This window comes from Ensifer sp. D2-11 (assembly GCF_054161295.1).
The window spans coordinates 3,151,938-3,165,751 of the sequence record NZ_CP096433.1 but is presented as its reverse complement, the minus strand read 5'-3'; the positions used below and the strand labels follow the sequence as shown (position 1 = coordinate 3,165,751).

Genomic DNA, 13,814 nt, shown 5'->3' with positions numbered 1-13,814 from the left:
GGATGTTCCTTGGTCCGCGAAATCAGTGAAGGTTGGGCTGAGCGCCCTGTCCCTTTTCGTCGATGAGGAAGCCGCGCTCGAAACGGTCGAGACGAAAAGCTGCGGCGGTCTTCTGTGGCGTGCCCCGGGCGAGAAGATGGGCGAAGCAGAATCCTGAGGCGGGGGTGGCCTTGAACCCTCCATAGCACCAGCCGGCATTCAGATAGAGATTGTCTATCGGCGTGCGGTCGATGATCGGCGAGCCGTCCATGCTCATGTCCATGATGCCGCCCCAGGAACGCAGCACGCGCACCCGCGACAATGCCGGGATCATCGCCTTGCCGGCCTCCGCCACGTGTTCCACGGTCGCCAGGTTGCCGCGCTGGGCGTAGGAGTTGTAGCCGTCGATATCGCCACCGAAAACCAGTCCGCCCTTGTCCGATTGCGAAACGTAGAAGTGCCCGGCTCCGAACGTGACCACGCCATCGATGAACGGCTTCAGGCCCTCCGACACGAATGCCTGAAGCACGTGGCTCTCGATCGGCAGGCGCAATCCGGCCATTTCGGCGACTTGCGAGGAATTGCCGGCCGCCGCCAGCGCCAGCTTTGCACAGCCGATGAAGCCGCGGCTGGTCTCGACGCCGATGACGCGCCCGTTTTCACGCCTGATCCCGGTCACTTCGCAATTCTGAATGATGTCGACCCCGCGGCTGTCTGCGCCGCGGGCATAGCCCCAGGCGACCGCATCGTGACGCACGGTGCCGCCGCGGCGCTGCAAGAGCCCGCCCTGAATGGGGAAGCGGGCATTGTCGAAATCGAGGAAGGGCAGCATCTTACGCACGGCCGCCCGATCGAGGAGTTCCGCGTCCACCCCGTGCAGCCGCATCGCATTGCCGCGCCGCGTATAGGCGTCGCGCTGAGCGTCGGAATGGAAAAGGTTGAGAACGCCGCGCTGCGAGACCATGGCGTTGAAGTTGAAATCCTGCTCCAGCCCCTCCCAGAGCTTCATGGAGAGCTCGTAGAACGGGTTGTTGCCGGGGAGCAGGTAGTTCGAGCGGATAATGGTCGTGTTGCGACCGACATTGCCCGAGCCGATATAGTTCTTTTCCAGCACCGCGACATTGGTGATGCCGAATTCCTTTGCGAGATAATATGCCGTCGCCAGGCCATGGCCACCGCCGCCGACGATGATCACGTCGTAATGGGGCTTCGGATCGGGTTGGCGCCATGCCGGCGCCCAGTTCCGGTTGCCGCGCAGGCCGTTCAGGAGGATGGAAAGTGCAGAGTAGCGCATGGATGCCGCCCCATAAGTGATCCGAGGGGCAAGTTAGCATCCGAAACCTCCGGAGAGTTGCAATTTTAGGACCTCCCGATGTAGGAATCGGTCATGGCAGCATCTTCCGACAGCAAGAACGTACAGAGGATCGGCTTTTTGCTGGTGCGCAATTTTGCGCTGATGAGCTACGCATCGGCGACGGAGCCCCTGCGTGCGGCCAATCTCCTTGCCGGCCGGCCGCTCTACCAGATCGTCCCGCTTGCGCCGGGAGGAGGGACCGTCGCTTCATCTTCCGGGCTGTCGGTCGGCTGTGCGGATCTGGAGAGCGAAGGAGAGAGCTGCCATACCGTCTTCGTCTGCGCGGGCGGAGAGCCAACCGACTGGGCGGATACGTCTGCGTCCCACACGACGCTCCGGCGGCTCTCGCGCCTCGGTATTCGCATCGGCGGCATATCGAGCGGGGCTTTCGTGCTTGCCGCAGCGGGCCTGCTCGACAACCGCGACTTCACCATTCATTGGGAACACGCGCCTGCGCTGAAGGAAGCATTTCCCCATCTCAACCCGAGACACGCCCGCTTCGTGCTCGATGGCGGAATTGCCACCTGTGGCGGCGGGGTGGCGCCGCTCGACATGATGCATGCGATGATCGCCGAACGCCTGGGGACCGACTTCGCTCGCCGGGTCAGCGACTGGTATCTGCACGCGGCCGTCGCCGAGCCGGCAGCGCCGCAGCGCGGTTCGGCCGCAGAGCGGTTCGGTACCAACCATCCCGCCCTGCTCGCGGTTCTCGAGAAGATGGAAACTGCGATCGAACGACCGCTCGACCGGACCGCCATGGCGCGCCTGGCCGGGGTAAGCCCGCGGCATCTCGATCGGCTTTTCCGGGAGCATCGCGGGACCGGCTTTCTCGACACCTACCGGGAGATCCGGCTGCGCCACGCCCGCCGGCTCCTGCAGCAGAGTCCGCTCTCCATCCCGGAGATCGCCTACGCCACCGGCTTTTCGAGCCCCGCACATTTTTCGAATGCGTTCAAACGCCTGTTTTCGCAGACACCGGGAAGCCTGCGCCGCCGCAGCGGCTCATGAGCGGAAGCATCTGAAATTGCCTACTAAGAAAAAAATATTCTCCACAGTTGATGGTCCCGCGACTGCGTGCTAGCATCGGTCCATGCACGAATGGAGGGACTACGCGAATGTGCGGCATTGTTGGTTTGTTTCTGAAAGACAGCAGGCTCGAGCCGCAGCTTGGCCAGCTTCTTTCGGACATGTTGATCACCATGACGGACCGTGGTCCGGACTCGGCCGGGCTGGCCATTTACGGCTCGGCTACCGAGGGGAAGGCGAAGGTGACGATCCAGTCTGCGAAGCCCGAGATCGACTTCGCAGACCTTGAAAGGGACCTCGCTGAAGCAGGCGTGCCGGCACGCGTTGCCGTAAAGAGCACCCATGCGGTCGTTGCGATCGCAGCTGCCAGGCTCGCGGATGTCCGCGCCGTTCTCGCCGCCATCCGTCCGGATGTACGCATCATGGGTGCCGGCGACAGCGTCGAGATCTACAAGGAAGTCGGCCTGCCGAAGGATGTCGTCGCACGGTTCGATGTACGCTCGATGGGCGGTTCGCATGGCATCGGCCATACCCGCATGGCTACGGAATCGGCCGTGACCACACTTGGCGCGCACCCGTTTTCCACCGGGTCGGATCAGTGCCTCGTGCATAACGGATCGTTGTCGAACCACAACAATCTGCGCCGGGAACTGATCCGTGAAGGCATTGCCTTCGAGACGCAGAACGACACCGAGGTTGCTGCCGCGTACCTGACGGCGGAAATGGCCAAGGGCAAGGATCTCGGACAGGCCCTGACCGGCGCGCTCGACGACCTCGACGGCTTCTTTACCTTCGTCGTCGGCACCAAGTCGGGCTTCGGCGTCGTGCGCGACCCGATCGCGTGCAAGCCGGCGGTCATGGCCGAAACGGATCGCTATGTCGCATTCGGTTCCGAATACCGGGCGCTGGTCAACCTGCCGGATATCGAGAGCGCGCGCATCTGGGAGCCGGAGCCCGCGACCGTATACTTCTGGGATCATCAGAAGGCCGCCTGACGGGTGATTTCGGCCCCTTTCCAAGGAATTTTCAAGTATGCCTGTTATTGATCTCGCCACCACGCCGCTGCGTGAATTCAATAGGTCCTTGCATAATATTCAGCAGGGCTCGAACGATCTGTCCTACGAAGTCGCCAATCCTCGTGGCAGCCATGCGGTCGCCGTCGGGATCGACGGTCCCGTCGTGGTCGATGTGAACGGCTCCGTCGGCTACTATTGCGCCGGCATGAACGATGGCGGAACGGTCACGGTTCACGGCTCGGCAGGACCGGGCGTCGCGGAAAACATGATGTCCGGCAAAGTCGTGATCGAAGGCGATGCCAGCCAGTATGCGGGCGCTACCGGGCGCGGCGGCCTGCTCGTCATAAAGGGCAATGCGGCGTCGCGCTGCGGCATCTCGATGAAAGGCATCGATATCGTCGTCCACGGAAATATCGGCCATATGTCGGCTTTCATGGGCCAGTCGGGCCACCTCGTCGTGCTCGGCGATGCGGGCGATGCCCTGGGTGACAGCCTCTACGAGGCCAAGCTCTTCGTACGCGGCACGGTCAAGAGTCTCGGCGCCGACTGCATCGAGAAGGAGATGCGTCCGGAGCACCTGCAAAAGCTGGCCGAGCTCCTGGAGAAGGCCGATGTCAAGGATGTCCGGCCGGAAGAGTTCAAGCGCTACGGCTCGGCACGCAAGCTCTACAATTTCAACATCGACAACGCAGACGCGTATTAAAGGCAGGGACCAGTATGAGCTATCACAACCCCTATACCCCGCCGCGCAAGTCCGCGACCTTCGACGACTATACGCTTGCGGAAATCCGCCGTGCGGCTGCGACCGGCATTTATGATATCAGAGGCGCCGGCACCAAGCGCAAGGTTCCGCATTTCGACGACCTTCTCTTTCTCGGCGCATCGATCTCGCGCTATCCGCTCGAAGGCTACCGCGAGAAATGCGACACCTCCGTCGTTCTGGGAACGCGCTTCGCGAAGAAGCCGATCCATCTGAAGATTCCGATCACCATCGCCGGCATGAGCTTCGGAGCACTCTCCGGTCCCGCCAAGGAAGCACTCGGACGCGGTGCGACGGCTTCGGGAACGTCGACCACCACCGGCGACGGCGGTATGACGGATGAGGAGCGCGGTCATTCTCAGACGCTCGTGTATCAGTACCTGCCGTCGCGTTACGGCATGAATCCGAAGGATCTGCGCCGCGCGGATGCGATCGAGGTGGTGGTCGGGCAAGGAGCCAAGCCCGGTGGCGGCGGCATGCTGCTCGGCCAGAAGATCTCCGACAGGGTCGCCAACATGCGCAACCTGCCGAAGGGCATCGACCAACGTTCGGCCTGCCGTCATCCGGATTGGACCGGGCCGGACGACCTCGAGATCAAAATCCTCGAACTGCGCGAGATCACCGACTGGGAGAAGCCGATCTACGTCAAGGTCGGCGGCGCGCGGCCCTATTACGACACGGCGCTCGCGGTCAAGGCCGGTGCGGATGTCGTCGTGCTCGACGGCATGCAGGGCGGGACCGCGGCGACGCAGGACGTCTTCATCGAGAATGTCGGCATGCCGACGCTTGCCTGCATTCGGCCAGCCGTCCAGGCGCTGCAGGATCTCGGCATGCACCGCAAGGTACAGCTCGTCGTGTCCGGTGGTATCCGCTCCGGCGCGGACGTCGCCAAGGCGCTGGCGCTTGGAGCCGACGCGGTTGCCATCGGTACCGCGGCCTTGGTCGCCATCGGCGACAACGACCCGCACTGGGAAGAAGAATACCAGAAGCTCGGCACGACGGCCGGCGCCTATGACGACTGGCACGAGGGCAAGGACCCCGCCGGCATCACGACGCAGGACCCCGAACTGATGAAGCGCCTCGACCCGGTCGCCGCCGGCCGGCGGCTGGCCAACTATCTGAAGGTGATGACGCTCGAAGCACAGACCATCGCCCGTGCCTGCGGCAAGAACCACCTCCACAATCTCGAGCCGGAGGATCTGTGCGCGCTGACGATGGAAGCCGCAGCCATGGCGCAGGTGCCGCTCGCGGGAACGAGCTGGTATCCTGGCAAAGGTACCTTTTGAATGAAAGGATGACGGGCCGCACTTGAGAGGGTGCGGCCCTTTCTTTTGAAATTGAGTGTCGGAATCCAAAAGGGGAACGAAGTGACACTGGATCTCTCCACATTCGCCCGCGAAAAGGGCGTCAAATATTTCATGATCAGCTACACCGATCTCTTCGGCGGGCAGCGCGCCAAACTGGTTCCCGCGGAAGCGATCGCCGACATGCAGAAGGGCGGCGCAGGCTTCGCAGGTTTTGCCACCTGGTTCGATCTCACGCCTGCGCATCCCGATCTCTTCGCTCTCCCGGATGCGTCTGCGGTCATCCAGCTCCCCTGGAAGAAGGACGTCGCCTGGGTGGCGGCAGACTGCATCATGGACGACGCGCCCGTGGAACAGGCACCGCGCGTGGTGCTGAAGAAGCTCGTCGCCGAGGCGGCCCAGGAAGGGCTTCGCGTCAAGACCGGCGTCGAACCGGAGTTCTTTCTGATCTCGCCGGATGGATCGAAGATTTCCGACACGTTCGATACGGCGGAAAAGCCTTGCTATGACCAGCAGGCGATCATGCGCCGCTACGACGTGATCGCCGAGATCTGCGACTACATGCTCGAACTCGGATGGAAGCCCTACCAGAACGACCATGAGGATGCGAACGGCCAGTTCGAGATGAACTGGGAGTATGACGACGCGCTCCGGACCGCCGACAAGCACTCCTTCTTCAAGTTCATGGTGAAGTCGATCGCCGAGAAGCACGGGCTGCGCGCGACCTTCATGCCGAAGCCGTTCAAGGGTCTGACGGGCAACGGTTGCCATTGCCACATTTCGGTCTGGGATCTGGCAGGCGAGGTGAATGCCTTTGCCGACAACAAGGCGGAGTTCGGCCTTTCAGCCGAGGGACGCCACTTCCTGGGCGGTATCATGAAACATGCAAGCGCGCTCGCCGCGGTCACCAATCCGACGGTCAACTCCTACAAGCGCATCAACGCGCCGCGCACGATCTCCGGCGCGACCTGGGCGCCCAATTCGGTGACCTGGACCGGCAACAACCGCACCCACATGGTGCGCGTTCCCGGCCCCGGCCGTTTCGAGCTGCGCCTGCCGGACGGCGCCGTCAATCCCTATCTCCTGCAGGCGATCATCATTGCGGCCGGCCTTTCGGGCGTTCGCTCCAAGGCCGATCCCGGCCGTCACTACGACATCGACATGTATAAGGACGGCCACAAGGTAACCGATGCACCGAAGCTTCCGCTGAACCTGCTCGACGCATTGCGGGAATACAATCGGGACGAGGAGCTGCAGGAGGCCTTGGGACGAGAGTTCTCCGCGGCCTATCTGAAACTCAAGCAAGGCGAGTGGAACACCTATTGTTCGCAATTCACCGAATGGGAACACCAAACCACGCTCGACGTGTAGACTAGAATCTCCACAGGAGCCTTGCGGCCATCCCCGTGCCTCGGCACGGGGATTTTTGACGTCGATCGCGGCGTGAGCGGCACGTGAGGAACTTAACGTCCCTTCAGCTCTTCCGGGCCATGACCGTACGGATGCGCGCACGGCGGTAGGCGTCGGGGATCGACAGGGCCCAGACGAAAATGCCGCCTGCATGCCGTCCGATGAAAGAACGGTCCGGTGGCGCCGTCATGTAGGTGATCACCGAAAAAAATACGACGAAAAAGGCAAAGGCCAAGCCCCGAGCCGCGTCGCGCAAGGCGACATGGCCGGCCCCAGGCAACACCGCAGCCAGCATCAGCACCAGATAGGGATTGATCGGCTTGGCCACGGCGGCCTCCTCAGCAATTTGAAACTACGCACTCCCGGTCCGAAAACCGCTGAATACTTCCTGGAAATGCTCCCGCCGATGGGGGCAGCGAATAAGCGGGCTCATCGTCCGCCAGCGAGCCGCTCAGGGCCTCTGCTTCGGCGATCGTCCGGCGTATCACCTCGGGCGCAATGGCCGTGATTGAAAAGTGCGCCTGTCGCAACAGCAGATGGGCGCCGCGTTGCCCCTGCGCCGCCTGGCGGACCAGCCGCACGCCGCGTGGAGTGATCGCGGCCTCCTTGAGCGTGGGATCGGCAAACAGCTTGGCGAACATGGCCGCGGCGCGTTCGACCTGCCGGCGCGAAGCGTTGCCGTCGCCGCGCATCAGGATGGCGGCCTCGCTGGGCGGCGGGATCAACAGATGCGGCATCTCGTGCACCAGCGAGTAGAATTCGGCGCCGGTCGGCCGCGCCAGCGCACCGATCTTGGGCCTGGCACAGGCGCTCGTTTCGAGCAAAGTGAGCTTCAGCCACAGTTGCGGCAATCGTCGGCAGACCAGCGTGTCGGGGACGAGTTCGACCCTTACCTGCCGCCCGTCGTCCAGCCTGCCGGCGAGGATCGGAAAATGATCTGCGCCGTAGGTTATGCGGGCGCCGGGAAAGTGCCGCGCCGCGTCGTCCAGAAGGCCGCGGCGCTCGGCGATGGCCGCCCGGTGGTCGCGGACCGCGCGAACGCTCATCCATATGCCGGAAACTATTGCGAAGGCAGAGAAGGCAATTGTGGTGATCATACGATCGCCCTGGCTTGGTCGGCGGCTTCTGCGCGGGAAGCGCTCCGGACAGTTTCAGAAGCAGCCGGAGCGCGCGATCCGAAACGGGCGGCGCGCTCCAACCGATCAATAGCCGTGTGGCTTTGGCCACGGCATCGTGAACTGATCGCCGCGGCGTACGAACTTGTAGCGCCGGAAGTGAAACCACAGCGAAGCCACGATGTAGAAGCACATCATCGCGCTGAGCTGCGTGCCGTAGCCCAGGAACACGGCGAAATAGGCGGTCGAGCACAGAATGAGCAGCACGACCGTCGGTAAAGGATGAAACGGGTGCACGTAGCCGCGCTTGATCCTGCCGAGCGGCCACTTGTTTCGGAACATCACCATGTTGAAGGTCATGAAGGTGTAGCCGAGCAGACCCGACAGGATCGAGAAGGTCACGACCTGGTCGAGCGGGGCGCCGAGCGCGAAGATGAGCGCGATCGGGACCAGGAATACGATCGCGCGATAGGGCGTGCGGTAGACCGGATGGACGGCACCGAACCAGCTTGGCAGATAACGGTCACGGCTCATCGAGAACCAGGCGCGGGAAGCGTCGTTGATGCAGCCGTTGGCGGAGGCGAGCGTGGCGAATGCCGTGCCGACGAAGAGCAGGACCATCAGTCCGGTGCTGCCGGTGACGCGGGCGGCGTCGAACAAAGGCGTGCCGGCCTGGCCAAGATATTCCCACGGCATCAGGCCGGAGCAGATATACCAGGTCATGGTCGCCGCGATCAGCAGCGTCATGATGCCGGCCATCGTGCCGTAGGGAAGCGAGCGGGCAGGAGAGCGCACCTCCTCGGCCGCCTGGCAGGTACCCTCGATGCCGAGATAGTACCAGAGCCCGAAATGCAGCGATGCCACGATGCCCACCCAGCCATAGGGTAGCGGATCGGAGGTGATGGCCGAAAAATCGAGCGGCACCGCCGAGGCACCGAACTGCACCGATACGAACAACGCCACGATCGCAAGGAAGGCGATGGCGGTGATCACCAGGTTGAAGGTCAGGGTGGCGAGCACGCCGCGATAGTTGAGCCACGCCAGGAACATGATGGCGAGAACGATGAAGGGTTGCTGATTGAGTCCGGTCTGGCCCTGCATTCCGGCCACGGTATCGAGCAGGAAGCCGACCGTGATGGCGTTGGCGGCTTCGAGCATGGTATAGGCCATCACAAGGAAGAGGCCGACATTGAAGGCCATCAGCGGGCCGACGATGTGCTTGGCCTGAGCGTACTGGCCGCCGGCCGCGGCGACCGTCGAAGTCACTTCCGAGTCGATCATGGCGACGCAGGTGTAGAGCAGGCCGGCCACCCAGCAGGCCATTAGGCCGGCGATCATGCCGCCTTTGCCCACGGAGAAATTCCAGCCCATATATTCGCCGACGAGCACGATGCCGACGCCGAGTGCCCAGACGTGAGCAGGCCCCAGCACCCTCAGCAGGCGCAGCCGGTCCGGCTCGGGTGCGGCGGATGTAGTATCGTCCATTTGCCGTCCTCCCCTCAGATCTCGTGGCGCTCTGCCGTCGCCTCGATCTCGCCTTCGCGAGAAGAGATCAGCAGTTCGTTGTCGTAAGTGGTGTCGATGCGGACGAGGTCGGCGAGCATCAGCACGCCGAACAGCGCCGAAAGCGCCCAGGCCGCGTATTCGAGTATGTCCCACATGGCCGCCGCCTCCCTAGTGTCGTTCCGTGCCGAAGCGCTCTTCGATCACTTCGCGGTATTCCCTGTCGGAAAGCCGGACCACCATCACGAAATAGCCGATGACGAGCACGGCCATGACGATGAGCGAGGCCCAGCTGAAGCTGTAGTCGAAGCGCGCGGTGATGATGTCGTTGGCGGCCGCCGGATCGGTGATGCCGAGCGCGGCCCACTGCTGCTGCTCGGTGGCGTTCTGGCCGAGCGCTTCCCAGGTCGGATCGGGGATCGGATCGGGCACCTTGGCCGCGCCCGCAAGGCCGAGATAGAGCGGTATGTAGAGCGCTCCGATGGTCAGCACGAGCAACGTGATCACGTCGAAGATCTGGCCTGCAAAGCTCTGTTTCGGAGGTTCGTATGCCATGATACCTCCTAGCGGCTTTGCGGGCGCATCTCATCGAGATGCTTGAGATCGAGGCTGTAGATGAAGTGCTTGTCTTCTTCGTAATGTCGCAGCATGGCAACGATGGCGGCTGTGTTGAAGAGCAGCACCAGGCCGCAGGCGACCGTCAGGATGACGGCGATGGCGGGCGTTGCGATGTAGGGCCAAACGGTAAACAGCGCGAAGAGCAGGGTGCACCAGAGGACCACGACGAAGGCCGTAAGGCAGACGCGGTCACGTCTGTGCATTGCATCGATACGCTGGCTGAAGCTCGCATCTTCGCCAAGCTTGCTTAGTGTCGCTTCCATTCGCTTTCCTCCTCCAATGTTTCCTCCTCCGGGTGGTTTTTCGTTCCTTGTAATTTCGATGCGGGAAGTCGGCCGTTTTCTGCTTAGAAAAAATATTTGCCTAACAGGAATGTCAGGCAAAGCGAAACCACTGTCAAGTGACGCTGTCCACGCCTCTTCACGCGCACCATATCGCCGGAGCAGGCATAGGCTGCAGTGGGAGTTGATCTTCTACTCAGGGCGGAATACTTCCTCGCCCACGCGGGTATAGCGTTGTGAACCACGCAGAAATATTTACTATCAGTAAAAACAAAGCGAGATTGGCATGGGCAGGGAAAACGCGGAAAAGCACCGGAACTCGAAGAAGAACGGCAAGGCGGCGACAAGCGCCGGCGGCGCGCGCAAGACGGCGGCGGAGTTGGCACGTGTCACGCTGACCCAGGATCCGCATGCAATCCGCGACACCCGTGAAAAGGTGCTGGAAGTCGCGATCGGCCATGAAGTGCGTGCCTTCCGCAAGAAGCTCGGCATCACAGTAGCCGACGTCGCCTCCGCGACCGATATTTCGGTCGGCATGCTGTCGAAGATCGAGAACGGCAACACATCGCCGTCGCTCACGACTTTGCAGACGCTGTCGCGGGCGCTCGGCGTGCCGATCACCGCCTTCTTCCGCCGTTTCGAGGAGGAGCATAGCGCCGTGTTCGTCAAAGCGGGGGAAGGCGTCGACGTCGAGCGGCGCGGCACCCGCGCCGGCCACCAGTACAACCTCCTCGGCCATATCGGATCGAACACCTCCGGCGTCGTCGTCGAGCCTTATCTCATCACGCTGACCGAAGACTCGGACGTCTTTCCGACGTTTCAACACGATGGTCTGGAGTTCCTCTACATGCTGGAAGGGGAGGTGGTTTACCGGCATGGCAACAATCTTTACCGCATGACTCCGGGGGACAGTCTGTTCTTCGACGCCGACGCGCCGCACGGGCCGGAAGAACTGACCACGCTGCCGATCCGGTATCTGTCGATCATTTCCTATCCGCGCGGCCGCGGAGAGGACTGAGCGCGCGGCAGAGCGTCGCTTCTGCCTCATCTCTTCTCACCCACGCTCCGTTTTCCGGCACGCCCCGAAAGCGAAAAGTTGCCTGAGGAGAAATATATTTTCCTGTAGATTGATTTCGTCGATCTGCTCTGGTAGCAATTTGCGACGTCGACAACGGGGATGGGATCGACACCCGTGCGCGCGAACGGCGAGGGGAGAGAAATGAACATGCAGAATTTCGTTCTGACCGTGTCCTGCAAGTCAACGCGCGGCGTGGTTGCGGCGCTATCGGGATATCTGGCCGAGCAGGGCTGCAATATTGCCGACAGCTCGCAGTTCGACGATCTGGATACCGGCAAGTTCTTCATGCGCACCAGCTTCATCTCGGAGGAGCGGGTTGGCCTTGCGGCTCTCGAGGAAGGGCTGAAGCCGATCGCCTCGAAGTTCGAGATGGAGACGGCTCTCCACGAACAGTCCGAGCGCATGAAGGTGCTGCTCATGGTGTCGCGCTTCGGCCATTGCCTGAACGATCTTCTCTACCGCTGGAAGATCGGCGCCTTGCCGATCGATATCGTCGGCGTCGTTTCCAACCACTTCGACTACCAGAAGGTGGTCGTCAACCACGACATCCCCTTCCACTGCATCAAGGTGACGAAGGAGAACAAGCCCAAGGCCGAAGCCCAGCTGATGGACGTCGTCGAGCAGACCGGCGCCGAACTGATCGTGCTTGCCCGCTACATGCAGGTGCTTTCCGATGCACTCTGCAAGAAGATGTCGGGGAAGATCATCAACATCCACCACTCCTTCCTGCCGTCGTTCAAGGGGGCGAACCCCTATAAGCAGGCCTATGAGCGCGGCGTGAAGCTGATCGGCGCGACGGCGCATTACGTCACCGCCGATCTCGACGAGGGTCCGATCATCGAGCAGGATATCGCCCGCATCACCCATGCGCAGTCGGCCGAGGATTACGTCTCGATCGGCCGCGACGTCGAAAGCCAGGTGCTGGCCCGCGCCGTGCACGCCCATATCCACCACCGCTGCTTCATCAACGGCAACCGCGTCGTCGTCTTCCCGCCGAGCCCGGGTTCCTACGCCTCGGAACGGATGGGCTGAGGCCGATCGAGGCCGAGACCGGCCTTACTCCAACGCCGCCATTACCGCCCATCGCGTCAGAGCGGGAAGCCGCACCAACGCGTGCGAATCGCTGCCGCAGCGGCGCGACAAAAATAATCGGGCCGGCTTGCTTCCCCGCGGAATTCTGAATATATTCAGGAAATAAATATTCCGTATGGGAAAAAAAGAGGGAACGAAATGGCTTTATCTTGGCGTTTCTCCGCCTTGGCGGATCGGCATCGCGCTCTCGGATCGAAACTGGAGGACTGGAGCGGCATGGGAACCGCCTGGACCTACGAGAAGGACATGTCCGAAGAGCATGTCGCGATCCGCACGAAGGCCGGGATCATGGACGTTTCCGGCCTGAAGAAGGTGCACCTGGTCGGTCCGCATGCCATCGCCGTGCTCGACTACATCACCACCCGCGACATGACGAAGATCTATCCCGGACGCTCCGTCTATGCCTGCATGCTGAACGATCGCGGCCATTTCACCGACGACTGTATCGTGTACCGCACCGGTCCGAATTCCTGGATGCTGGTTCACGGCTCCGGCTCCGGCTACGAGGAGATCGTGAAGCAGGCTGCGGGCCGCAATTGCGCAGTCCTGTTCGACGACGACCTGCATGATCTCTCGCTGCAGGGCCCGCTTGCGGTCGACTATCTCGCAAAATATGTGCCTGGCATCCGCGACCTTAAATATTTCCACCACATGCAGACGACGCTCTTCGGCGCGCCCGTCATGATCTCGCGCACCGGCTATACCGGAGAGCGTGGCTACGAAATCTTCGTGCGCGGACAGGATGCGATCATGATCTGGGATCGCATCGTCGCGGAAGGCAAGGAGATGGGCATCATCCCCTGCTGTTTCAGCGTGCTCGACATGCTGCGGGTCGAAAGCTACCTGCTCTTTTATCCTTACGACAATTCGCAGATGTATCCCTTCGCCGACCAGCCGCCCGGCGACAGCCTTTGGGAACTCGGCCTCGATTTCACGGTCAGCCCCGGCAAGACGGGCTTCCGCGGTGCCGAGGAGCATGCGCGCCTGAAAGGCAGGGAACGCTTCAAGATATTCGGCATGCTGATCGATGCCGACGGTCCAGCGGATCTCGGCGACGAAGTCTATGCCGAGGGCAAGAAGGTCGGGGTGATCACCTGCCCGAGCTATTCGACGCTGACGAAGAGATCCATGGCGATTGCCCGTTTGGACGTCGACAAGGCCGTCCAGGGCGCGAAGCTCGAGGTGCACGGCAAGAACCTCAATGCCAGAGCGATCGCCCACACGCTGACCTTCGACGATCCGGAGAAGAAAAAGAGGACGGCCGTGGGCTAGGGAGGC

Annotated in this window: 14 protein-coding genes and 1 pseudogene; 8 read left to right on the top strand and 7 right to left on the bottom strand. The window is 62.1% G+C overall.

Going from position 1 to position 13,814, the window contains the following annotated elements; translation table 11 throughout:
* Positions 1-22 precede the first annotated feature (22 nt).
* Positions 23-1,273 (bottom strand): sarcosine oxidase subunit beta, encoded by a 1,251-nt coding sequence (locus M1D34_RS15190; RefSeq protein ID WP_498779731.1) that lies wholly within the window; start codon positions 1,271-1,273, stop codon positions 23-25.
* A gap of 93 nt (positions 1,274-1,366) precedes the next feature.
* Between M1D34_RS15190 and M1D34_RS15185 the strand changes: the two genes are divergently transcribed.
* From M1D34_RS15185 to glnT, 5 genes are all read left to right on the top strand, one after another.
* A complete protein-coding gene (locus M1D34_RS15185) occupies positions 1,367-2,341 on the top strand; it encodes a GlxA family transcriptional regulator (RefSeq protein WP_498779729.1) in 975 nt (324 codons plus the stop codon).
* 107 nt (positions 2,342-2,448) lie between these two features.
* Positions 2,449-3,354: a class II glutamine amidotransferase gene (locus M1D34_RS15180; RefSeq protein ID WP_003536328.1), complete on the top strand. Its 906-nt coding sequence runs from the start codon at positions 2,449-2,451 to the stop codon at positions 3,352-3,354.
* Positions 3,355-3,391: 37 nt separating this feature from the next.
* Positions 3,392-4,078: a GltB/FmdC/FwdC-like GXGXG domain-containing protein gene (locus M1D34_RS15175; protein ID WP_003536329.1), complete on the top strand. Its 687-nt coding sequence runs from the start codon at positions 3,392-3,394 to the stop codon at positions 4,076-4,078.
* 14 nt (positions 4,079-4,092) lie between these two features.
* The gene (locus M1D34_RS15170; RefSeq protein WP_010968347.1) at positions 4,093-5,421 is read left to right on the top strand and encodes an FMN-binding glutamate synthase family protein; all 1,329 of its coding nucleotides are present in this window, start codon (positions 4,093-4,095) and stop codon (positions 5,419-5,421) included.
* Positions 5,422-5,502: 81 nt separating this feature from the next.
* Positions 5,503-6,810, top strand: coding sequence for a type III glutamate--ammonia ligase (glnT, locus tag M1D34_RS15165; protein WP_003532529.1), 1,308 nt, complete (start codon positions 5,503-5,505; stop codon positions 6,808-6,810).
* A gap of 103 nt (positions 6,811-6,913) precedes the next feature.
* Here glnT and M1D34_RS15160 read toward each other — a convergent pair whose 3' ends face one another.
* The 6 genes and pseudogenes from M1D34_RS15160 to M1D34_RS15135 all read right to left on the bottom strand — a co-directional run bounded on the left by M1D34_RS15160 (position 6,914) and on the right by M1D34_RS15135 (position 10,348).
* On the bottom strand, positions 6,914-7,177 hold the full coding sequence (locus M1D34_RS15160) for a hypothetical protein (protein ID WP_003532527.1): 264 nt from the start codon (positions 7,175-7,177) through the stop codon (positions 6,914-6,916).
* A gap of 24 nt (positions 7,178-7,201) precedes the next feature.
* Positions 7,202-7,946 (bottom strand): annotated as a pseudogene (locus M1D34_RS15155) (hypothetical protein).
* A 105-nt stretch (positions 7,947-8,051) separates the two neighbouring features.
* On the bottom strand, positions 8,052-9,449 hold the full coding sequence (locus M1D34_RS15150) for an APC family permease (protein ID WP_003532523.1): 1,398 nt from the start codon (positions 9,447-9,449) through the stop codon (positions 8,052-8,054).
* A gap of 14 nt (positions 9,450-9,463) precedes the next feature.
* Positions 9,464-9,625, bottom strand: a complete 162-nt coding sequence (locus tag M1D34_RS15145) for a hypothetical protein (protein ID WP_003532521.1) — start codon at positions 9,623-9,625, stop codon at positions 9,464-9,466.
* Between the two features lie 13 nt (positions 9,626-9,638).
* A complete protein-coding gene (locus M1D34_RS15140) occupies positions 9,639-10,022 on the bottom strand; it encodes a hypothetical protein (protein WP_003532519.1) in 384 nt (127 codons plus the stop codon).
* An 8-nt stretch (positions 10,023-10,030) separates the two neighbouring features.
* Positions 10,031-10,348, bottom strand: a complete 318-nt coding sequence (locus M1D34_RS15135) for a hypothetical protein (protein WP_003532516.1) — start codon at positions 10,346-10,348, stop codon at positions 10,031-10,033.
* 304 nt (positions 10,349-10,652) lie between these two features.
* Here M1D34_RS15135 and M1D34_RS15130 point away from each other — a divergent pair, with 304 nt between their 5' ends.
* The 3 genes from M1D34_RS15130 (at position 10,653) to M1D34_RS15120 (ending at position 13,808) form a co-directional block, all read left to right on the top strand.
* Positions 10,653-11,384 (top strand): helix-turn-helix domain-containing protein, encoded by a 732-nt coding sequence (locus M1D34_RS15130; RefSeq protein WP_003532514.1) that lies wholly within the window; start codon positions 10,653-10,655, stop codon positions 11,382-11,384.
* A gap of 207 nt (positions 11,385-11,591) precedes the next feature.
* Entirely contained in the window at positions 11,592-12,476 is an 885-nt protein-coding gene (purU, locus tag M1D34_RS15125; RefSeq protein WP_127597191.1) for a formyltetrahydrofolate deformylase, read from the top strand.
* Positions 12,477-12,674: 198 nt separating this feature from the next.
* On the top strand, positions 12,675-13,808 hold the full coding sequence (locus M1D34_RS15120; RefSeq protein WP_498779725.1) for an aminomethyl transferase family protein: 1,134 nt from the start codon (positions 12,675-12,677) through the stop codon (positions 13,806-13,808).
* Positions 13,809-13,814: the final 6 nt, after the last annotated feature.